We start from the raw sequence: 20,659 nt of genomic DNA on the forward strand, positions 1-20,659 counted from the left end.
GGCCGACCTGTCCCACGTGCTGGCCAACCTGCCTGAACTGGTGGTCAAGGAAACCCAGGGCTCCGGTGGCTACGGCATGCTGGTCGGGCCGGCCGCGAGCAAGGCCGAGATCGAAACCTTCCGTGCCCGCCTGATCGCCAGGCCCGAGGCCTATATCGCCCAGCCGACCCTGTGCCTGTCGACCTGCCCGACCTTTGTCGAGAACGGTATCGCGCCGCGGCATATCGACCTGCGCCCGTTCGTTCTGTCCGGTCGCGAAGTGCGCCTGGTGCCGGGAGGGCTGACCCGCGTGGCCCTGCGCGAAGGCTCACTGGTGGTCAACTCGTCGCAAGGTGGCGGCACCAAGGATACTTGGGTGGTAGAGGACTTGAAAAATGCTGAGTAGAACTGCCTCTGATCTGTACTGGATGTCGCGCTATCTGGAGCGTGCGGAAAACCTCGCGCGCATGCTCGATGTCAGTTACTTGCTGTCGCTGATGCCGCAAGACGGCCGTGGCGATGGCCTGGAAGAACTGGCCATGCCGCTGGTCATTACCGGCACCCTGGAAGAGTACATAGCACGTCATGGCCAGCTGCACGGCGAGCGCATGCTGCACTTTTTCGCCCTGGATGCCGAGAACCCGGCGAGTATCTACAGCTGCCTGGGCGCGGCGCGCAGCAATGCCCACGGCGTGCGGGGACGCATCACCGCCGAAATGTGGGAGAACATCAACGCCACCTGGCTGGAGATTCGCGGCATTGCCGAGCAGGGCCTGGGGCGCTACGGCATCAGCCGCTTCTGTGAGTGGGTCAAGGAGCGTTCGCACCTGTTTCACGGCGCCACCTCCGGCACCATCATGCGTGGCGACCCTTACCGCTTCATTCGCCTGGGGACCTTCATCGAGCGGGCGGACAACACCTTGCGCCTGCTCGATGCGCGCTACGAGATGCTCGGCGAGGACATCGACGAGGTCGATGGCCGTCCGGCGCGCAGCTACTATCAGTGGGGCGCGCTGTTGCGCGCACTGTCCTCGTACGAGGCCTTCGCCGAGATCTATCGCGGCTCGCCGGGCACGCGCAAGGTCTCGGAACTGTTGCTGCTGCGCCCCGATATTCCACGCTCCCTGCGGGCCTGCATGGATGAACTGCACCTGATGCTCGCCAGCCTGCCTGGCGAGAATGGTCGTCCGGCCCAGCGCCTGGCGGCCGAGCTGGAAGCCCGTCTGCGCTACACCAGTATCGACGAGGTGCTGGACGAAGGCCTGCATGCCTGGCTCACCGACTTCATTCTGCTGGTGCGCGACCTGGGCCAAGCCATCCACAGCTCCTACCTGGAGGTCGCATGAGACTGTCCATCAGCCACGACACCACCTATCACTATGACAGCAAGGTCCGCACGAGCATCCAGTACCTGCGCCTGACCCCGCATGACAGTGAACGCCAGCGTGTTCTCAGCTGGCAGCTCAAGCTGCCGCGCCCGGTGCGCGCCCAGCTCGACCCCTACGGCAACATCCTGCATGTGCTGACCATGGATGAGCCGCACGAATCCATCGTCATCGGCGCCAGCGGCCTGGTCGAGATCGATGTCTTGCGCGAGTGCGAGCACGAGAGCCAGTCGGCGCTGCCGTTCCTGCGCTTCACTCGCCTGACCGAGGCGGATGCGGCCTTGCGCGGGTTCGCCCAGCAGCACTGCAAACAACGTCGTGACCGCAGCGCCTTGATCGACCTGATGCATGCGTTGCATGGCCACATCAGCTACCTGACGGGCAGTACCGCGGTGGAAACCAGCGCGGCCGAAGCTTTCGCCGGCCAGCAAGGGGTGTGTCAGGACCATGCCCATGCCTTTCTCGCCTGCGCGCGCAGCCTCGGTATTCCGGCCCGCTATGCCTCGGGCTATCTGTACACCGACAGCGACGACCACCTGGCCAGCCACGCCTGGGCCGAAGCCTGGCTGGATGGCGCCTGGTACAGTTTCGATGTGACCAACTGCCTGGCCAAGCCGGAGCGTCATTTGAAGCTGGCAGTCGGCCGCGATTACCTGGATGCCTGCCCGGTGCGCGGCATGCGCCGGGGCGGAGGCACCGAGCAGATGCACGCGCATGTCGAAGTTGAAGTGGAGGTTTCTCCGCAGCTGCAGGTGCAACAGCAATAACGTCAGCCGGATGAGTGCTCGACAGCGCCAGGCGCGGGGTTAATCACTGCCGCTGCCCCCGCCACGGCCTGCAGCGACTCTATCGCCCGCCTCGGCACATGCTCAGCCGGCACTGCTGCGAGCAAGTGACGTGGCTCCCGCCAGCTCCTCTGCGCACGGGATGACGGTCACCCGGACCTGCAACTCTTGTTCGCCACCGCCCAGCACCACGCCACGCAGGGGCGTCACATCGCTGAAATCACGTCCCCAGCCTAGAGTAATGTGCTCCGACTGGACCAGGCAGCGGTTGGTCGGGTCGAAGTCGACCCAGCCAAGCTGCGGGCAGAACACCGAAACCCAGGCATGTGACGCATCGGCACCAATCATCCGCGGCTGCCCGGCGGGTGGGTGGGTAAGGATATAACCGCTGACATAGCGCGCCGAGAGACCGAGGCTGCGCAGGCAGCCAATCATCAATTGGGCGAAGTCCTGACAAACACCCCGCCGACCTTTGAGTACCTCGGCCAAGGGCGTGGAAATCTCGGTGGCCGTTTCGTCAAATTCGAAATCGTCAAAAATACGCTGGGTCAGATCCAGCGCGGCATCCAGATGCGGGCGGCCAGGGCTGTAACTGTCGCGGGCATAGCGCGCTAGCTCGGAACCGCACTGGATATGGGGCGAGTCATAGAGATAGCGCACAGCCTCAAGCGTCGCTGGGCTGCGTATCTGTTGCAGCATCTGCCCCAGTGCTTCCCACGGCATCGTGCCTTTTATCTGCCCCAATCCTGGGCGCGAACTGAGCAACACGGTCGACTCGGCATGCACGAGGAGTTCCTTGTGCGACTCGGTGATGGTGATGTTGCGGGTGTGGTTGCCAAAGTAATCCCGCGCGTCGAGGAAATGCTCTTGCTGCGGGTCAATCCAGATAGCCTGTGACTCGGTTTGCTGATACTCGAAGGAGCGTGGCGTCAGGTGCAGGTATTGCTGCGAGAGCGTCACCGGGAACTGGTAGACGTAATGGGTTTCATGTATCACGCGGTAGCGTACGGGCGTCGAGTTACCTGGGGGTAAATTGCTCATGCAGCACCCTTAGCCTGATGTTCGCTAGCGGTATAGCTGAAAAACCGTGCGCTGATCAGCTGAGACAATTCCACACTGGCGTGGTTGATGCGCTGTAGCAGGTTGATCAGGGCTGGATTAGCACAATACAGGTCTTCATCCGGATCGAGTGCCAATAGTGCATTTTTCAGCGGCAGCAACAACGTCTCGCCACAACTGCCATAGGACAGCGCCAACTTATCCAGACTTTTTAAAATACCCGCCATCTGGAACAGTACCGAGCGCGGATTACTGCTGTCGAGCAGCAACAAATCCAGCACCGGCAGCCACTCGGACTGCGCCCGATAACGAGAGCGATAGGTGACAATACTGTCGGACAGTTCAAGCAGCCAGTCCAGACTGCCATCTGCCTCCATCGCCAGCGCGCGTTGCAACACCAGGGTCTGGAACTGCAGGCGTTCCAGACGCCGACCAATGGAGAGAAAACTCCAACCCAAGTCACGAGTCATGCCATCCAGGGCGAAACCGGACAGGGTCATCACGGACGTGGCCGCATCATCGAGTGCGCTCATGGCCTCTGCCGGTGTCTGTCGCGCCTTGCTCTTGGCGCTACGTTGCAGCATGCGGTTGAGGGCGCGCCAGTTATCCGCAGACAAGCGTTCGCGCAGCTGGCTGGCGGTGTTGTAAAGCTGTTGCTGCTGGCTGGCGAGCCCGGGCACATCGGGCGACACCACGGCCAGTAGCAAGGCCGCCTCGATCCGGGCATCGCTCCAGCCAGCCGCTGGGGGCGAGCTCTGAGTCTGGCCTTGCGTTTGTTCAGATACCTGGCTTTGCCGCTGCAGTGCGTCCTTGTCCGGGGTCTCGATCAGTTGAAACCAGGCGCATAGCGCTTTGACAGTGGCCCATTCGGTACCACGCTCCTGCGGGCTGACATTGAACAGCACGTGCAGGGTAATGCGCATCAGCCGCGCGATATTGTCACAGCGCTCGGTATTGCGCCCCAGCCAGAACAGATTCTCGGCCATGCGGCTGGATAGGTGCGTGTCGTCGCGAATCAGATCCTTGCTGGTGGTGGTACGAGACTGCGGTCGATGAGTGCCTGCCTGTGCCCGCGCCTGAACCCAGGTGTCTTTGCTGCTACCACCGCGCTGCATGGCGATGACGCGTGAGTCTGGCCCGGTGGCAACCCGGGTCAGTCCGCCGGGCATCACCACATACCCGCCAGGTGTGGCACAGGCGTATACCCGCAGGCCGACGGCGCAGGCATTCAAGCCGGTTGGCGCACTGGCCTTCCAGACGGGGGACTGCGACAAGCGCACCAGTTCCTGGGCAACATAGTTGCGTGGGTTCGCGCGCATCCTGGCTATCAGTGCCGAGCGTGCCTCGCCGCTGAGATCCTGGCCGAACAGCGAGACCTGGCGCAATTGCGGAAAGCTCGACTTGATCACCAGTTGATCGAGATTGGCCAGTACTTGCTCGAACGCGGCTGGTTCGCCACACCACCAGGTCGCCACCGAGGGCATCTTCAATGGCTCCCCGAGCAGGCGCTTGCACAGTGCCGGCAGGAAGCCCAGCAGCGCACCTGACTCCAGAAGGCTGGAGCCCAGACTGTTGGCGATCAGCACATTGCCGAGGCGGGCTGCCTCGGTTAAACCGGCCACGCCCAATGCCGACTCGGTGCGCAACTCCAGCGGATCGCAGAAGTCATCGTCGACCCGACGCATGATCACATGCACGCGCTGCAGACCGGACAAGGTTTTCAGCCAGACGATACCGCCGCGCACAGTGAGATCACTGCCCTCCACCAGCGGCAAGCCGAGATAACGGGCCAGGTAGGCCTGTTCGTAATAGGTCTCGTTGTAGGGGCCAGGGGTGAGCAAGACAATCAATGGCGACTCACTGCCGCGCAGCGGTACTCCGCCATTGGCGGCACACTGCCGGCCCCAATGGGCCAGGCTGTCGCGCATACGGCTGAAAAAGCCTGCTAAATCCTGCACCTTGAGGTCACGCAACTGATCCGGAAAAGTCCGTGCGATCACTGCACGGTTTTCCAGCGCATAACCTGCACCCGAAGGTGCCTGGGTACGATCGGCCACCACCCACCACTGACCGTTGGGTGCACGAGCCAGGTCAACCGCATAAAAATGCAAGGCCACATTGTCCGCGTGCTTGATGCCATGGGCCGGGCGCAAAAAGCCTGCATGCCCGTGGATCAAGGCCGGAGGTAGCAGGCCTTCCTGAAGCATGCGCTGCTCGCCATAAACGTCGCCGAGTATCCGGTTCAACAGGGTTGCACGCTGGACCACTGCCGCTTCGATACCTGTCCATTCATCATGGGGCAAGATCAGCGGCAACACATTCAGATCCCAGGGGCGCTGCATACCCTTGGTATCGGCATAGACGTTGTAAGTCACTCCGTTTTCGCGGATCTGGCTTTCAACCGCTTCCAGGCGCTGGCGCATGGTCTGCGGCGACTCTTTAGCCAGACTGGCGAGCATGGCGCGCCAGTGCTCGCGTGGCTGCTTCGAGGCATCGAGCAGCTCATCAAAGCTGTTGGGGGCGGCGCGATATCCGGCGAGTAGTTTTTTCAACATTGTCTCAGTTCTTCTGCTCGCGAATAACGCACAGGATGGCGCTTGGGTTTAATAGGGTTGCCAGCGCAAATCGAGCGTCATCGGGAAACTCGGATTGAGTTCTTCCTTGTAGACGCGCATCGGGCCAGGTGTATGGCCGTGGGCCCAGAAACGGGCAAAACGCCGCGCTTCAGCGGCATTGGCATTCACCGGCGAACTCTCTTCACTGCGTCCACCCGGGTGCACCACATGATAGGTACAGCCGCCGATTGCCCGGCCGCTCCAATTATCGACCAAATCGAAGGTCAGGGGGGCTTGCACCTTGATAGTCGGGTGCAGCGCCGACCAGGGGCTCCAGGCCCGGAAACGCACGCCAGCGACGTACTCGCCCGGTACTCCGGTCGGGTGCAAGGGTAAGCGCCTACCGTTGCAGGAGATTTCGTGACGGCCATCGGTGAGGCCGCGTACCAAAAGCTGCATGCGCTCCACCGAGGAGTCGACATAGCGTGCCGTACCGCCGCCGCTCATCTCTTCACCCAGGACATTCCAGGGCTCGATGGCCTGGCGCAGTTCCATCTCGACCCCCTCATAGACCACGGTGCCAAAGCGTGGAAAGCGAAACTCGATAAAGGGCTCGAACCAGTGTTCCTCGAAGGCGTAGCCCGCAGCGCGCAAATCCTTGACCACATCGCGGATATCCTGGGCGACGAAGTGCGGCAGCATCCAGCGATCATGCAGTGCGGTGCCCCAGTTGACCAGTTTGGCCTGGTACGGCTCGCGCCAGAAACGTGCGACCAGAGCGCGCAACAGGAGCATTTGCAACAGGCTCATGCGCTCATGCGGCGGCATCTCGAAGGCGCGAAACTCGACCAGGCCGAGGCGGCCCGTGGGACCATCGGGCGAATACAGCTTGTCGATGGAAAACTCGGAGCGATGGGTATTGCCGGTCAGGTCAACCAGCAGATTGCGCAGCAAGCGGTCGACCATCCAGGGCTTGTCGCCCGGCTGCATGGTCGGTAGGACCTGGTCCATCTGCTGAAAGGCAATCGCCAGTTCGTAGAGGTTATCGTCGCGCGCTTCGTCGACCCGTGGCGCCTGGCTGGTCGGACCGATAAAGGTGCCGGAGAACAGGTAGGACAGGGCCGGGTGATTCTGCCAATAGGTGATCAGACTTTTCAGCAGGTCCGGCCGGCGCAGCATCGGACTGTCTTCCGCGGTAGCACCACCCAAGGTCGCATGGTTGCCACCACCGGTACCGGTATGGCGACCATCGTGCATGAATTTTTCGGTACCCAGCCGCGTCAGGCGAGCTTCCTGATACAGGGTCGACATGTTGTAGACCAGCTCATTCCAGCTGGCGGCCGGATGGATATTGACCTCGATCACACCTGGATCCGGGGTGACGCTGAGCAGCTTGATCCGTGGGTCGCGTGGGGGCTGGTAACCCTCGATGCGCAGCTTCAGCTTCAGCTTGGTGGCGGTATGTTCGACGGCCGTCACCAATGCCAGATAATCCTCTATACGCTTGAGCGGCGGCATGAAGACATGCAAGCGCCCTTCCCTGACCTGCACGCAGAGCGCCGTATGAATCACGTCGCGCGGTTCGATCGAGCTCTCGGCGGCGACGCTGGCAGCATTCTTGCGACTGAGGGTCGGGCGTTTCTCACTCTTGCCAGGCGCCGCTGCCACGGCCGGGGCGACAGTCGGCAAGACCTCGCGCGGCGCAAACGGATCGACATCGAAGCTCTGCGGCATATCTTCCGGCATGACCCAGGGCAGCGCGTTCAGTGGCAGGCGCAAGCCCATCGGCGAGTCGCCTTCGATCAGGTACAGATGCTCGCGTTTGAGCGGCCATGGGCAGGTACGCCAGGCAACCCCCAGGGCAATAGACGGATCGAGCGCCTTGGTCGTCAGGGGGAGCACGTAGCCGACCACCTCACCCAGACCTTGCTCCAGCAGCCGCGCCAGACGTTGCCGTTCCTCGGGCGCCTTGAGGTCCAGTTGCAGTGGATCGAGGTTGTTCGGCAGCCCTTGTTCCAGCTGGGCCTGCTGCACCACATCCTCATAGGCAGGGATCGGGCAGTTGGCCGGCAGGCCGAGAATCTTCACCAGTTCGGCGGTAAACCGCCTGGCTTCGTCGGCGCCATAGCCATCGCTGTGGTCATCGGCAGAAAACAGCGACGCATCGAGCCACATCGGCTGGCCGTCGACCCGCCAGAAAATGTTCAATGCCCAGCGCGGCAGCGGCTCGCCCGGATACCACTTACCCTGGCCGTAATGCAGCATGCCGCCGGGCGCGAAGTGGTTTTTCAGACGGTGCATCAGCTCCCCAGCCAACTCGCGCTTCTGCTCGCCATGAGCTTCGGTATTCCATTGCGCGCCATCCATGTCATCGATGGAGACGAAGGTAGGCTCCCCGCCCTGAGTAAGACGCACATCCTGACGTTTCAAGTCGGCATCGACCTGCTGACCGAGCTGATCGATTTTTTGCCAGTCAGCTTCCGAGTAGGGCTTGGTTACCCGCGGATCCTCATGGATGCGCGTGATGGTCATTTCGTGCTCGAAGGTGACTTCGGCCTTGTCGGTAAAGCCGCTGATCGGTGCCGCCGAGGATGGCAGCGCAGTGCACGCCAGGGGAATATGCCCTTCGCTGGCGAGCATGCCCGAGGTTGGGTCGAGGCCAATCCAGCCGGCACCCGGGATGTACACCTCGGTCCAGGCATGCAGGTCGGTAAAGTCGACCTCGGCCCCGCTCGGCCCATCGAGTGCTTCCTGGTCGGCGCGCAACTGAATCAGGTAGCCGGAGACAAAGCGAGCGGCCAAACCGAAGTCGCGCAAAATCTGTACCAGCAACCAGGCGCTGTCACGACACGATCCGGAGCGTTTCTCCAGGGTATCCTCAGGCGTTTGCACGCCCGGTTCCATGCGCAACAGATACGCGATATCGGCCTGCAGGCGCTGGTTGATGGCCACCAGGAAATTATTGATCGGCTGCGCCTTGCCGAGCATTTCGCAGCGGGCTGATGCCATCCACTTGCTCAGTAAGGGCCCGGGCTCGTCGGCTTGCAGATAAGCCGCCAGCTCATCGCTCAACTGCGCCGGATAACTGAATGGAAACTGTTCGGCATACTTTTCGACGAAAAAGTCGAACGGATTGATCACCGTCATATCTGCTACCAGATCGACGGTGAACTCCAGGGTCGCGGATTTTTCCGGGAAGACAAACCGGCCGATGTAGTTGCCGTAAGGATCTTGCTGCCAATTGATGAAGTGTTTTTGCGGGGTCACGCTCAGCGAATAAGACAAAATCGGCGTGCGCGCGTGGGGTGCCGGGCGCAAGCGCACCTCATGGGGCGACAAACCAACCTGACGATCATAGTGATAGCTGGTTTTGTGGTGCAGTGCGATACGTATGGCCATTGACGTTGCCTTCCATGAAAAATGAAGCACTACGGCGGACGTCGCCCTGCCGTCCCACTGAAAACGAACTACTCGGTCAGCTGCAGAATTCATGCCGAAAGGGATGCTGCAAAAGCCTTGCTGCGCGCCCCATTATGGCCAACTACGCGCTTACTGCTGGTGCGCCCGTCCAGTGCTCGCACCGAGATGCGGCTCAGGTCAGCATGATAGCCCTAGTGAACTGGGTGGCCAGTGCATTTTTCAATTGTTGCAGGGCTACGGTGCCAGAACAGTAGCGCGCTCATGCAGTCGAGGTTGAATAAGCTGCACGTACTGCGGGCGGCGCGTAAAAGCTTCGGCGCTACTGAATTCATCGTCATGAAGCAATTGTGCCCGAGAACCGGGCTCATGCGGCACGCCAAAAACACAAAGGCCAGCCTTGGCGAGGCTGGCCTTTGTGGCTTACTGAGATTGGTGCCCGAAGCCGGAATCGAACCGGCACGGGGTTACCCCCGAGGGATTTTAAGTCCCTTGCGTCTACCGATTTCGCCATTCGGGCGGTAGAGCTTTAGCGCGAGGTTCGGACTATATACAGCCCGGTCGAGCCTCGCAAGGTTTCCTGTATCCAATAAAAAAGCCTCGTAAATCATAGATCTACGAGGCTTTTTTAATTGGAGGCTGAGGTCGGAATCGAACCGGCGTTCACGGATTTGCAATCCGGTGCATAACCACTCTGCTACTCAGCCTTGAAACTAAACGGACCGCACTAGACGGTCCGTTGAAAATGGAGCGGGAAACGAGACTCGAACTCGCGACCCCGACCTTGGCAAGGTCGTGCTCTACCAACTGAGCTATTCCCGCTTGTCTTGTAGACGGGCGCCATTCTATATCTTCAGAACGCCCCGTCAACCCCTTGATTCAAAAAAGCTTATTTCTTCTCGGTGGAAGTGCTGAGGTGCGGCCAGGCAGCGAGCAGATACTGCAGCATCGACCACAAGGTCAGGATGGCGGCAACGATCAGAAGACCGTAGCCAAGCAGAACCCAGAATGTGTACAGGGGCGGATTCGCCAGCAGAATGATCAAGGCAACCATTTGCGCTGCGGTTTTCCATTTCGCCAGTTCGGACACGGCGACATGCGCGCGCGCCCCCAGTTCGGCCATCCATTCACGCAATGCCGAGACGACAATTTCGCGGCCAATGATGATGGCTGCCGGCAACGTCAACCACAGATTGGCATGCTCGGCCACCAGCAAGACCAGCGCAACCGCAACCATCAGCTTGTCAGCGACTGGATCAAGAAAGGCACCGAAGGGGGTGCTCTGTTCCCAGCGACGCGCCAAAAAGCCGTCGAGCCAATCAGTTGCGGCGGCAATAGCGAAAACCGCACTGGCGGCCCAATAACTCCAGCTGAATGGCAGGTAGAACAGCAGGATAAAAATCGGGATCAGTGCAACGCGGAGCACGGTAAGTAGGTTAGGAATATTCATCGGCACAACTGGCTGCAAAGGTGAGCCGGCATTCTACTCGCTGTGCAGTGCGGCATATATCAGCTCTGCAAGCTTTTTACTGATCCCGGGCGCCTTGGCGATTTCTTCACTGCTGGCCCGTGCCAATTCCTGCAGGCCACCAAAGTGATTGAGCAGCTCGCGACGCCGCTTCGGTCCTACCCCGGCGACCTCCTCCAGGCTTGAAGTGCGTCGGGCCTTGCCGCGACGAGCACGGTGTCCGGTGATGGCAAAGCGGTGAGATTCGTCACGAATCTGCTGGATCAGATGCAGCGCCGGTGAGTTGCCTGGCAGGGTGAACTCATGGCTCGCATCATTCAGGTAGAGAGTCTCCAGGCCCGGCTTGCGCGTCGCCCCCTTGGCCACACCGAGCAGAATCAATTCAGGGACCGCCAATTCATTCAGCACGTCCCGGGCCATGGCCAGCTGCCCCTTGCCGCCGTCGACCAGCAAGATATCCGGCAGCTTGCCTTCGCCGTCCTTGATCTTGCTGAAGCGCCGAGTCAGGGCCTGGTGCATCGCCGCGTAATCATCGCCTGCGGTGACACCTTCGATGTTGTAGCGCCGGTAATCGGACTTCAGCGGCCCTTCCGGGCCAAATACCACGCATGACGCTACGGTGGCCTCGCCACTGGAATGACTGATATCGAAGCATTCGAGGCGCTGCGGCACTTCATCCATGTCCAGGGCCTCGGCCAGGGCCTCGAAGCGGGCGGCCACATGCTGGCGACTGGCAAGGCGAGCGCCGAGCGCCTGTTCGGCGTTGGTCACCGCCAACTGCTGCCAGCGCGCACGGGTTCCACGTACCCGGTGACTGATACTCAACTCACAGCCACGCGACTCGCCGAGCGCCGCGATAAGCGTGGGAAAGTCTTCATGTTGCGCGTTGACGATCAGCTCGGCAGGCAACTCGCGCTCCTGATTGCCCAGGTAGTACTGAGCCAGGAAGGCCAGCAACACCTCACTGACATCCTCCTCGATCGCCACTTGCGGGAAGAAATTCTTGCTACCGAGCACGCGGCCGCCGCGCACGCTGATCAGGTGTACGCAAGCGCCACCCGGATTGACCATGGCCGCGACTATATCGACATCGCCACTGCCGCCTTCCATGCTCTGCTGGTCTTGCACACGACGCAGCAGGGCCATCTTGTCGCGCAACTCGGCTGCACGCTCGAAATCCAGGGCCGCAGCGGCTTGCTGCATGGCGCTGGACAGTTCATCGCCGAGCGCATTGCTGCGGCCCTCGAGGAACATCACCGAGTGCCGCACGTCCTCGGCATATTCCGCCGGATCGACCAGGCCGACGCACGGCCCCTTGCAGCGCTTGATCTGATACTGCAGGCACGGCCGCGTACGATTCTTGAAGTAACTGTCTTCGCACTGGCGCACCAGAAAGGCTTTTTGCAAAAGGCCGAGGCTTTCGCGGATCGCCCCAGCGCTGGGGTATGGGCCAAAATAACGGCCCTTCTGCTTCTTCGCTCCGCGATGGATACTCAGGCGCGGGTAATCACCATCCGATAAAAACACGTAGGGATAGGATTTATCATCACGCAGCAGGATGTTGTAAGGCGGCCGCCATTGCTTGATCAGTGTTTGCTCGAGCAGCAGGGCTTCGGTTTCATTGGCGGTTATGGTGGTTTCGACCTGAACGATCCGACCAACCAGCGCCGCGGTCTTCGGCGCCAGGCCGCTCTTGCGAAAGTAGCTGGCCAGGCGTTTTTTCAGGTTTTTCGCCTTGCCGACATAGAGCAGCTTGGCGTCTACGTCGAACATGCGGTAGACACCCGGGCGACTACTGCAGGTCGCCAGGAAAGCGCCGGGATCGAACGGGACGCTCATTTCACCCACAGGCTCAGCTGTTGGCATCGACCATGCCATGGCGTACGGCGAGCAAGGCAAGCTCCACATCGCTGGTAATCGACAGCTTTTCAAAGATTCGATAGCGGTAAGTATTGACCGTTTTCGGTGACAGGCACAGCTTGTCGGAGATGCTCTGCACCTTCTGGCAGCCGGCGATCATCAGGGCGATCTGAATCTCTCGCTCGGAAAGCAAATCAAAGGGCGAGTTGTTGTTTTGCGGCTGAAACGACTTGAGCGCCAATTGCTGGGCGATTTGCGGGCTGATGTAACGCTGTCCCGCGAACACCTGACGTATGGCCTGCACCATCTCAGCCAGCGCGGCGCCCTTGGTCAGATAGCCAGCAGCGCCTGCCTGCAGCAGCCGCGTGGGGAAAGGATCATCCTCACAGGCAGTCACCGCGACGACTTTGAGGTCGGGGTGGCTGCGGAGAAGCTTTCGGGTCGCTTCGAGTCCGCCGATGCCGGGCATTTTGACATCCATCAGGACCACATCAGGCTTCAATTCGCGGGCTTTCTTCAGCGACTCTTCACCTGAGTCGGCCTGCCCGACGACTTGCAGGCCATCGATATCGGCCAGCATCCGGGTGATACCTGTACGAACCAGATCGTGGTCGTCGACCACAAGCACCCTTATCAAGCGGACACCTCGTTATGTGTCAGCCGCTCAGTGCGGCGGCCTGGCAGGAAATTACCGCAGCGTACGGCAGAAAATTCTACGAGGCTTAGCTTGGCGCATAACCGTCAAATAGCAAACGTCAAAGAAATCACATTACTGATTTCATTGATAATAATTGGCGGAAGCGGTGAGATTCGAACTCACGGAAGAGTCTCCCCTTCGACGGTTTTCAAGACCGTTGCATTCAACCGCTCTGCCACGCTTCCGGCGTTGGTGCGGGCGGCAATCTTACCGGAACGAAACACACTGTCAAACTCTCTAGGTTGGCTGAGGTCGGGGCTCTGTTATTATCGACTTCGACTTTGGTCACGGAACCATTAGCCCCTACAGGAGTGTCGCCATGCACGAACAAGATTACGCACTCAGTCACGCCCAGGTTGAGCAGCAAGAAGTCAGCCGCGTACTGCGCAACACATACGGCCTGCTGGCTATTACCCTGGCCTTCAGCGGGCTGGTTGCCTTCATGGCGCAGCGCGCCAATGTGCCTTACCCCAACTTTTTCGTGGTGCTGATTGGCTTCTACGGCCTGTTCTTCCTCACCGCCAAACTGCGTGACTCGTCCTGGGGCCTGCTCTCCACCCTCGCCCTGACCGGCTTCATGGGCTACACCCTGGGACCAATCCTCAATCGCTACCTGGGCATGGCCAATGGCGCCGAAGTGGTCAGCTCGGCCTTCACCATGACGGCTCTGGTTTTCTGTGGCCTGTCCGCCTACGTGCTGATCTCGCGCAAGGACATGAGCTTCCTCAGCGGCTTCATCACTGCTGGCTTCTTCGTCCTGATCGGCGCAATGGTGGCGGGTTTCTTCTTCCAGATCAGCGGCCTGCAACTGGCGATCAGCGCCGGCTTCGTGCTGTTTTCCTCGGCCTGCATCCTGTTCCAGACCAGCGCCATCATCCACGGTGGTGAGCGCAACTACATCATGGCGACCATCAGCCTGTATGTATCGATCTACAACCTGTTCATCAGCCTGCTGCAGATCATGGGCATCATGGGCAGCGACGACTGACCCCCGAGCTACACCTGAAGCCCGCTTCGGCGGGCTTTTTCGTTCCCGCGGCGAGCATCTTGCGCGTTCACCCTTTATCATTGGGGCAGATTTGACTGCCGGCTTCTCTATGAAATTCGCCATTGCCCTCTTTGCCCCACCGCATGCGCCCTCCTCCCGGCGCGCCCTGCGTTTTGCTCAGGCAGCCCTGGCCAGCGGCCATCAGATAGTGCGACTGTTCTTTTATCAGGATGCGGTGCACAACGCGTCGAGCAATGTGGTCAGCGCGCAGGATGAGTTGGATACCCCTGCCGAATGGCGTGAACTGGTGCGCCAGCAACAACTCGATGGCGTTGTCTGCATTACCGCAGCGCTTCGCCGCGGCGTCCTCAATGAGCAGGAAGCGCAACGCTATGGGCGTAGCGCCGGCAATCTGGAGGCGCCCTGGGAACTCTCCGGGCTGGGCCAACTGCACGAAGCGGCGCAAACAGCTGATCGCCTGATCTGCTTCGGAGGGCCTTGAAGTGGCTAAATCCTTGCTGATCATCAGCCGCCAGTCGCCCTGGTCCGGGCCCAGCGCCCGCGAAGCGCTGGATATTGCCCTGGCTGGCGGCGCGTTCGACCTACCCCTCGGCATGCTGTTTCTCGACGACGGCGTGTTCCAGCTGGCACCGGCGCAACAGCCCGCCGCCTTGCAGCAGAAAGACCTCACTGCCAACCTGCAGGCGTTGCCACTGTTCGGCGTCGAATCACTTTATGCCTCGGCGCGCAGCCTGCAAGAGCGCGGCCTGGAGCAACAGGCGCTGACGCTGGCGGCCGAGGTGCTGGATGATGCCGCCCTGATCGCACTCATTGACCGCTACGACCAGGTGATCACTCTCTGATGGCTACGTTGCATGTGTTGTCCCATTCACCGTTCAGCGACAGCCGACTGAGCAGCTGTCTGCGCCTGCTCGGCCCTGCCGACGGCCTACTACTCTGCGGCGATGCGGTTTACGCCCTGCAATCCGGCACCGCGCAGCGCCAGGCCCTGGACCTGATACCGGACGGTATCGGCCTGTTCGCCCTCGACGAAGACCTCGGCGCGCGCGCCCTGATCGCGCCGGCGCGGACCCAGGTGGTCGACTACTCGGGGTTCGTCGAACTCAGTTGCCGCTTCGACAAGGTCAACAGCTGGCTATGACGCATTTGATCGTTGCCGGTCGGCGCATCGAACTGGACAAGGATGGATATCTGCTCGCCCTGGCGGACTGGTCGGCGCCAGTCGCCGAGGCCCTGGCGCAGCAGGAACAACTGACCCTGAGCGACGAGCACTGGCAGATCCTGCGCTTGTTGCGGGCTTTCTACGCCGAGTTCCAGCTATCACCAGCCAACCGACCGCTGATCAAATACGTGGCGCTCAAGCTCGGCCCGAAAAAGGGCAACAGCCTGCACCTCAATCTCCTGTTCAAAGGCGCTCCTGCCAAACTCGCCGCCAAGCTGGCGGGCCTGCCCAAACCGACGAATTGCCTATGAACCTTGTCACCCCAGCGGAACACCCTTTTGCCCAATTCGTGCGCATCCTCGGCAAAGGCAAGCGCGGCGCGCGCAACCTGACCCGAGAAGAAGCCCGCGAAGCCATGGGCATGTTGCTCGACGGCAAGGTCGAGGACACCCAGCTCGGCGCCTTCCTGATGCTGCTCAGGCACAAGGAGGAAAGCGCCGAGGAGATGGCCGGCTTTGCCGAGGCAGTACGCGAGCGCCTGCAGGTACCGGCCATTGCGGTCGATCTGGACTGGCCCAGCTATGCCGGTAAGAAGCGTCATTTGCCCTGGTTCCTCCTCGCCGCCAAGGCCCTGGCCAACAGCGGCGTGCGCATCCTCCTGCATGGCGGCGGCGCGCACACCGCCGGGCGGCTGTATAGCGAGCAAGTGATCGGGCTCCTGCAGATTCCGCTGTGTCGCAGCTGGACCGAGGTGGAGCATGCCTTGCAGGAAACTCAACTGGCATTTATCCCGCTGGGCGACTGGATGCCTCAATTGCAACGGATGATCGACCTGCGCAACATCCTCGGCTTGCGCTCGCCGATCCACTCGCTGACCCGCATCCTCAACCCCTTGTCGGCGCGCTGCGGCCTGCAGAGCATCTTTCACCCCGGCTACCAGGCAGTGCACCGCGAGGCCAGCCAATTGCTCGGTGACACGGCACTGGTAATCAAGGGTGAAGGTGGCGAAGTAGAAATCAATCCAGATGCCACCAGCCATCTCTATGGCACGGCCAACGGCGAGAACTGGGACGAAGACTGGGCGCCACTGTCGGCGCAGCGCCACGTCAAGCCCGAGTCTCTCGAGCCCGAGCACCTTCAGGCGTTCTGGCGCGGCGAAGTCGAGGACGCATACGGCCGACTCGCGGTACTGAGCAGCATGGCCATGGCCCTGCGCGGTCTGGGCATCCCGTATGAAGAGGCATTCAAGCAGGCGCAGCAGCGCTGGGACGCACGAATCATATCGATCTAGTCGATTCATAAAGGCAGGTTTTTCTACCTTTCAATCGAACCAGCGCCGTTAGACTGAACGCCTGAGCCATACAGCCAAAGGAGTCGGGTAATGGGTTTGTTGATTGAAGGAAGCTGGCATGACCAATGGTACGACACTGCCTCTGACGGCCGTTTCAAGCGCGAGGATGCCCAGCGACGCAACTGGATCACCGCCGACGGCAGCCCCGGGCCAAGCGGCGAAGGTGGATTCAAGGCGCAAGCCGGTCGCTATCACTTGTATGTTTCCCTCGCCTGCCCCTGGGCCCATCGCACCCTGATCCTGCGTCAGCTCAAGGGCCTGCAGGACCTGGTCGATGTGTCGGTGGTCAGCTGGCTGATGCTCGACGATGGCTGGACCTTCGACCCGGCCCACGGCTCTACGGGTGATGCGTTGGACGGCCTGGACTTCCTGCATCAGCGCTACACCGCCGATGATGCCAACTACAGTGGCCGGGTAACCGTGCCGCTGTTGTGGGATAAAGAGCAACAGCGCATCGTCAGCAATGAGTCCGCAGAAATTCTTCGCATGTTCAACAGCGCTTTCGACGGGCTGACGGGCAATTCTCTGGATTTCTATCCCGAAGCACTGCGCGGCGAGATAGATGCACTCAATCAGCGCATCTATCCAGCGGTCAACAATGGCGTGTACCGCGCCGGTTTCGCCACTAGCCAGGACGCCTACGAGGAAGCCTTCGGCGAGCTGTTCGACGAACTGGATTGGCTGGATAGGCGTCTTGGCGGGCACCGCTACCTCGCTGGCGAATACCTCAGCGAAGCCGATTGGCGCCTGTTCACCACCCTGATTCGCTTCGATGCGGTGTACTACGGGCACTTCAAGTGCAACCTGCGGCGCATCGAAGACTACCCGAACCTGTCCAACTGGCTGCGCGAGCTATACCAGTGGCCCGGGGTTGCGGCATCCGTGGATTTCAAACACATCAAGGGCCATTACTACGCCAGCCATCGCACTATCAACCCGACCGGCATAGTACCCAAGGGGCCGGCGCTGGAGCTTGCCCGCGAGCATGATCGCGCGCGCCTGCCGGGCAAGGGCCTCTTTACAAGGTAGGCGCGCCGCCCGTCCGCGCCTACGACAGGGAGTATCGAGCCCTCCGCTTACTGCGCGACAGCGGGCCGCCCCCTCTTATCAGACGCGGCTCAAACCTCAGCCTGAGCGCCTTCGAACCAGGCCAGCTTATCGCGCAGCTGCACCACTTCGCCGACAATGACCAGGGTTGGCGCGTGGACCTGATGCTGGGCAACCAATTCCGGCAGGTTCGCCAGGGTGCCGGTGAAGACCCGTTGATTGGGCGTAGTGCCCTGCTGGATCAACGCCGCAGGCGTGCTGGCGGCCCGGCCATGGGCGATCAATTGCTGGCAAATCAGCGGCAAGCCGACCAGGCCCATGTAGAACACCAGGGTCTGGCTGGGCACTGACAGCTCCGCCCAAGGCAGGTCGCAACTGCCGTCCTTGAGGTGGCCGGTGACGAAGCGTACCGACTGCGCGTGATCACGATGAGTCAGCGGAATCCCCGCATAAGCGGCACAGCCGCTGGCTGCGGTGATGCCCGGCACTACCTGGAAGGGAATACCCTGGGCCGCCAGCTCCTCGATTTCCTCACCGCCCCTGCCAAAGATGAACGGGTCGCCGCCTTTCAGGCGTAAAACCCGCTTGCCCTCTTTGGCCAAGCTGACCAGCTGCTGATTGATCTGATCCTGCGGTACAGCATGCTCGGCGCGCTGCTTGCCGACATAAATGCGCTCGGCATCGCGACGGCACAACTCGATGATCGCCGGAGCGACCAGGCGATCGTAGAGCACCACATCGGCTTGCTGCATCAGGCGCAGGGCGCGAAAGGTCAGCAGATCCGGGTCGCCGGGACCTGCACCGACCAGATACACCTCACCCAGGCAGCGCGGCGTGCCTCCAGCGATTTTCGCCTCGAGCAGACGTTCACCCTCATGCAATTTACCGGCGAACACGCTCTCGGCAATTTGCCCCTGAAATACGTCCTCCCAGAACACCCGGCGCTGCTGGACATCGGGGAACAGGCCTTTGACTTGCGCGCGAAACTTCTTTGCCAAACCCGCCAACTGACCATAAGTCGCCGGAATCCAGGTTTCGATCTTGGCCCGGATCAACCGCGCCAACACTGGCGCGTCGCCGCCACTGGTGACGGCGACGATCAACGGCGAGCGATCGACGATAGCCGGGAAGATCACGCTGCACAGCTTCGGTGCATCCACGACATTGACCGGGATTCCCAGCGCCTGGGCCTGGGCGGATATCTGTGCATTTAGCGGTTCATCGTCGGTGGCAGCGATGATCAGCACTACGCCGCCCAAGTCCTCGGGCTGATAGTTGCGCAGCAGCACCTCGCCAGCCCTCAGCCCGACCAGCTGACAAAGGTCGTCACGCACTTCGGGCGCCACGACTCTCAGCCTGGCGCCAGCATCGGCGAGCAGACGCGATTTACGCAGCGCCACTTCGCCGCCACCGACCACCAGTACCAGGCGATCCTGCAATTTGTGGAACAGCGGGAGAAAGTCCATGGGCGTGATCCAAGCGAATGACGATGGCGAGGCACAGCCTGGCCTGTAGGGTGGGCTTCAGACCACCAGAAGTACCTGCAGATACAGGCGTGAACCCCTACCCTGCAGGTGTACTCATGCGCATTAACCGATGACGTCAACGCCGCCCATATAGGGCTTGAGCACTTCAGGCACACGAATGCTACCGTCAGCCTGTTGGTAGTTCTCCAGCACCGCCACCAGGGTGCGGCCTACCGCGAGGCCAGAACCGTTGAGGGTGTGCAGCAGCTCCGGCTTGCCGGTTTCCGGATTGCGATAACGCGCTTGCATACGCCGCGCCTGGAAGTCGCCGCAATTGGAGCAGGAGGAAATCTCGCGGTACTTGTCCTGGCTCGGCACCCAGACCTCAAGATCGTAGGTCTTGGTCGCGCTGAAACCCATGTCGCCGGTGCAGAGGGCGAGCACGCGGTATGGCAATTCGAGCAGTTGCAGAACCTTTTCGGCATTGCCGGTGAGCTCTTCCAGGGCCTGGTAGGAGGTGCTCGGCTCGACAACCTGCACCATCTCGACCTTGTCGAACTGATGCTGGCGAATCATGCCACGGGTATCGCGACCGGACGCACCGGCTTCGCTGCGGAAACATGGGGTGTGGGCCACCAGCTTCAGCGGCAATTGCTTGGCATCGAGAATCTCGCCCGCAACGATATTGGTCAGCGACACTTCGGCGGTTGGAATCAGGTACAGATCGGCTTCGTTTTCACGGCTGATCTTGAACAGGTCTTCCTCGAACTTGGGCAACTGACCGGTGCCCTGCAGCGCTGGCGCTTGGACCAGATAAGGCGTGTAGGCCTCTTCATAGCCATGTTCGCCGGTATGCAGGTTGATCATGAACTGCGCCAGGGCGCGATGCAGGCGAGCGATCGGCCCACGCAACAGCGCGAAACGCGCACCCGACAGTTTGGCGGCGGTTTCGAAATCCAGCCAGCCGTACTTTTCACCCAGGGCCACGTGATCCTGAACGGCGAAGTCGAAGGTCTTGGGCGTGCCCCAGCGGCGCACCTCGACGTTGCCCTCTTCATCGTCGCCGACCGGCACCGACTCATGGGGCAGGTTGGGAATGTTCAGCAGCAGGCTATCCAGCTCGACCTGAATGGCCTCCAGCTCCTGCTTGCCTTGCTCCAGCTCGCTGCCCATGCGATCGACATCCGCCAGCAGCGGGGCGATGTCTTCGCCGCGCTGCTTGGCCTGGCCGATGGTCTTGGAGCGACTGTTGCGCTCGGCTTGTAGCTGTTCTGTGCGGGTCTGTACGGTCTTGCGCTGGACTTCCAGCGCTTCAAAACGCGCTACATCCAGTTGAAAGCCGCGCGCAGCAAGGCGCTGAGCCACATCGTGGAGTTGGCTGCGCACCAGTTTGGAGTCGAGCATGTCAGGTTCTCGTCG

At 61.0% G+C, this 20,659-nt stretch carries 18 protein-coding genes and 4 tRNA genes; 10 read left to right on the forward strand and 12 right to left on the reverse strand.

The genetic code is table 11. The features are described from left to right. From LJY18_RS17440 to LJY18_RS17450, 3 genes are all read left to right on the forward strand, one after another. On the forward strand, positions 1 to 385 hold a 385-nt coding region (locus tag LJY18_RS17440; RefSeq protein WP_238043059.1), incomplete at its 5' end, for a circularly permuted type 2 ATP-grasp protein. After that, a complete protein-coding gene (locus LJY18_RS17445; protein ID WP_238043060.1) occupies positions 375 to 1,325 on the forward strand; it encodes an alpha-E domain-containing protein in 951 nt (316 codons plus the stop codon). The genes LJY18_RS17440 and LJY18_RS17445, both read left to right, overlap by 11 nt. Beyond that, entirely contained in the window at positions 1,322 to 2,131 is an 810-nt protein-coding gene (locus tag LJY18_RS17450) for a transglutaminase family protein (RefSeq protein WP_238043061.1), read from the forward strand. The genes LJY18_RS17445 and LJY18_RS17450 overlap by 4 nt, the downstream gene beginning before the upstream one ends. Before the next feature lie 102 nt (positions 2,132 to 2,233). Here the strand turns inward: LJY18_RS17450 and LJY18_RS17455 are convergent, their stop codons facing one another. From LJY18_RS17455 to LJY18_RS17500, 10 genes are all read right to left on the reverse strand, one after another. Next, complete coding sequence (locus LJY18_RS17455; protein WP_238043062.1) at positions 2,234 to 3,190, reverse strand: transglutaminase family protein; 957 nt, start codon at positions 3,188 to 3,190, stop codon at positions 2,234 to 2,236. Then, positions 3,187 to 5,763: a circularly permuted type 2 ATP-grasp protein gene (locus tag LJY18_RS17460; protein ID WP_238043063.1), complete on the reverse strand. Its 2,577-nt coding sequence runs from the start codon at positions 5,761 to 5,763 to the stop codon at positions 3,187 to 3,189. The genes LJY18_RS17455 and LJY18_RS17460 overlap by 4 nt, the downstream gene beginning before the upstream one ends. Before the next feature lie 48 nt (positions 5,764 to 5,811). Continuing rightward, entirely contained in the window at positions 5,812 to 9,162 is a 3,351-nt protein-coding gene (locus LJY18_RS17465) for a transglutaminase family protein (protein WP_238043064.1), read from the reverse strand. A gap of 451 nt (positions 9,163 to 9,613) precedes the next feature. Beyond that, positions 9,614 to 9,700, reverse strand: a tRNA-Leu gene (locus LJY18_RS17470). A gap of 113 nt (positions 9,701 to 9,813) precedes the next feature. After that, a tRNA-Cys gene (locus LJY18_RS17475) sits at positions 9,814 to 9,887 on the reverse strand. A 39-nt stretch (positions 9,888 to 9,926) separates the two neighbouring features. Next, a tRNA-Gly gene (locus LJY18_RS17480) sits at positions 9,927 to 10,002 on the reverse strand. 67 nt (positions 10,003 to 10,069) lie between these two features. Beyond that, positions 10,070 to 10,630, reverse strand: coding sequence for a CDP-diacylglycerol--glycerol-3-phosphate 3-phosphatidyltransferase (gene pgsA / locus LJY18_RS17485; RefSeq protein ID WP_238043407.1), 561 nt, complete (start codon positions 10,628 to 10,630; stop codon positions 10,070 to 10,072). Between the two features lie 33 nt (positions 10,631 to 10,663). Then, a complete protein-coding gene (gene uvrC / locus LJY18_RS17490) occupies positions 10,664 to 12,487 on the reverse strand; it encodes an excinuclease ABC subunit UvrC (protein WP_238043065.1) in 1,824 nt (607 codons plus the stop codon). Positions 12,488 to 12,500: 13 nt separating this feature from the next. Next, positions 12,501 to 13,145 carry a response regulator transcription factor GacA gene (gene gacA, locus LJY18_RS17495; RefSeq protein ID WP_238043066.1) on the reverse strand — a complete coding sequence of 215 codons (645 nt, stop codon included), beginning with the start codon at positions 13,143 to 13,145 and terminating at the stop codon, positions 12,501 to 12,503. Between the two features lie 155 nt (positions 13,146 to 13,300). After that, positions 13,301 to 13,390, reverse strand: a tRNA-Ser gene (locus LJY18_RS17500). A 134-nt stretch (positions 13,391 to 13,524) separates the two neighbouring features. Here LJY18_RS17500 and LJY18_RS17505 point away from each other — a divergent pair. The 7 genes from LJY18_RS17505 to LJY18_RS17535 all read left to right on the forward strand — a co-directional run bounded on the left by LJY18_RS17505 (position 13,525) and on the right by LJY18_RS17535 (position 17,756). After that, positions 13,525 to 14,193, forward strand: coding sequence for a Bax inhibitor-1/YccA family protein (locus LJY18_RS17505; protein ID WP_172152388.1), 669 nt, complete (start codon positions 13,525 to 13,527; stop codon positions 14,191 to 14,193). Between the two features lie 109 nt (positions 14,194 to 14,302). Then, positions 14,303 to 14,695: a sulfurtransferase complex subunit TusD gene (gene tusD / locus LJY18_RS17510; RefSeq protein WP_238043067.1), complete on the forward strand. Its 393-nt coding sequence runs from the start codon at positions 14,303 to 14,305 to the stop codon at positions 14,693 to 14,695. Position 14,696: 1 nt separating this feature from the next. After that, positions 14,697 to 15,056: a sulfurtransferase complex subunit TusC gene (tusC, locus tag LJY18_RS17515; RefSeq protein WP_238043068.1), complete on the forward strand. Its 360-nt coding sequence runs from the start codon at positions 14,697 to 14,699 to the stop codon at positions 15,054 to 15,056. Then, a complete protein-coding gene (tusB, locus tag LJY18_RS17520) occupies positions 15,056 to 15,355 on the forward strand; it encodes a sulfurtransferase complex subunit TusB (RefSeq protein WP_238043069.1) in 300 nt (99 codons plus the stop codon). Before tusC ends, tusB begins: the two co-directional genes overlap by 1 nt. Beyond that, positions 15,352 to 15,687 carry a TusE/DsrC/DsvC family sulfur relay protein gene (locus LJY18_RS17525; protein ID WP_238043070.1) on the forward strand — a complete coding sequence of 112 codons (336 nt, stop codon included), beginning with the start codon at positions 15,352 to 15,354 and terminating at the stop codon, positions 15,685 to 15,687. Before tusB ends, LJY18_RS17525 begins: the two co-directional genes overlap by 4 nt. Then, complete coding sequence (locus LJY18_RS17530) at positions 15,684 to 16,667, forward strand: glycosyl transferase family protein (RefSeq protein WP_238043071.1); 984 nt, start codon at positions 15,684 to 15,686, stop codon at positions 16,665 to 16,667. The genes LJY18_RS17525 and LJY18_RS17530 overlap by 4 nt, the downstream gene beginning before the upstream one ends. A 90-nt stretch (positions 16,668 to 16,757) precedes the next feature. Continuing rightward, positions 16,758 to 17,756 carry a glutathione S-transferase family protein gene (locus LJY18_RS17535; RefSeq protein WP_238043072.1) on the forward strand — a complete coding sequence of 333 codons (999 nt, stop codon included), beginning with the start codon at positions 16,758 to 16,760 and terminating at the stop codon, positions 17,754 to 17,756. An 89-nt stretch (positions 17,757 to 17,845) separates the two neighbouring features. Here LJY18_RS17535 and cysG read toward each other — a convergent pair whose 3' ends face one another. Both cysG and serS read right to left on the reverse strand, forming a co-directional pair. Next, positions 17,846 to 19,240, reverse strand: a complete 1,395-nt coding sequence (gene cysG, locus LJY18_RS17540) for a siroheme synthase CysG (RefSeq protein WP_238043073.1) — start codon at positions 19,238 to 19,240, stop codon at positions 17,846 to 17,848. A 123-nt stretch (positions 19,241 to 19,363) separates the two neighbouring features. Next, positions 19,364 to 20,644, reverse strand: coding sequence for a serine--tRNA ligase (serS, locus tag LJY18_RS17545; protein WP_238043074.1), 1,281 nt, complete (start codon positions 20,642 to 20,644; stop codon positions 19,364 to 19,366). Positions 20,645 to 20,659 lie beyond the last annotated feature (15 nt).

The sequence above is a fragment of the Pseudomonas sp. MMS21 TM103 genome (genome assembly GCF_022132145.1).
Classification (GTDB): Bacteria; Pseudomonadota; Gammaproteobacteria; order Pseudomonadales; family Pseudomonadaceae; genus Aquipseudomonas.

Excerpts from the sequence above, each read along its gene's own strand:
- serS (WP_238043074.1), bottom strand. The coding sequence starts at position 20,644 with ATGCTCGACTCCAAACTGGTGCGCAGCCAACTCCACGATGTGGCTCAG.
- cysG (WP_238043073.1), bottom strand. The coding sequence starts at position 19,240 with ATGGACTTTCTCCCGCTGTTCCACAAATTGCAGGATCGCCTGGTACTG.
- LJY18_RS17530 (WP_238043071.1), top strand. The coding sequence starts at position 15,684 with ATGAACCTTGTCACCCCAGCGGAACACCCTTTTGCCCAATTCGTGCGC.
- LJY18_RS17460 (WP_238043063.1), bottom strand. The coding sequence starts at position 5,763 with ATGTTGAAAAAACTACTCGCCGGATATCGCGCCGCCCCCAACAGCTTT.
- LJY18_RS17505 (WP_172152388.1), top strand. The coding sequence starts at position 13,525 with ATGCACGAACAAGATTACGCACTCAGTCACGCCCAGGTTGAGCAGCAA.
- LJY18_RS17525 (WP_238043070.1), top strand. The coding sequence starts at position 15,352 with ATGACGCATTTGATCGTTGCCGGTCGGCGCATCGAACTGGACAAGGAT.
- LJY18_RS17535 (WP_238043072.1), top strand. The coding sequence starts at position 16,758 with ATGGGTTTGTTGATTGAAGGAAGCTGGCATGACCAATGGTACGACACT.
- tusB (WP_238043069.1), top strand. The coding sequence starts at position 15,056 with ATGGCTACGTTGCATGTGTTGTCCCATTCACCGTTCAGCGACAGCCGA.
- LJY18_RS17445 (WP_238043060.1), top strand. The coding sequence starts at position 375 with ATGCTGAGTAGAACTGCCTCTGATCTGTACTGGATGTCGCGCTATCTG.
- LJY18_RS17450 (WP_238043061.1), top strand. The coding sequence starts at position 1,322 with ATGAGACTGTCCATCAGCCACGACACCACCTATCACTATGACAGCAAG.
- uvrC (WP_238043065.1), bottom strand. The coding sequence starts at position 12,487 with ATGAGCGTCCCGTTCGATCCCGGCGCTTTCCTGGCGACCTGCAGTAGT.
- LJY18_RS17455 (WP_238043062.1), bottom strand. The coding sequence starts at position 3,190 with ATGAGCAATTTACCCCCAGGTAACTCGACGCCCGTACGCTACCGCGTG.
- pgsA (WP_238043407.1), bottom strand. The coding sequence starts at position 10,630 with ATGAATATTCCTAACCTACTTACCGTGCTCCGCGTTGCACTGATCCCG.
- tusD (WP_238043067.1), top strand. The coding sequence starts at position 14,303 with ATGAAATTCGCCATTGCCCTCTTTGCCCCACCGCATGCGCCCTCCTCC.
- LJY18_RS17465 (WP_238043064.1), bottom strand. The coding sequence starts at position 9,162 with ATGGCCATACGTATCGCACTGCACCACAAAACCAGCTATCACTATGAT.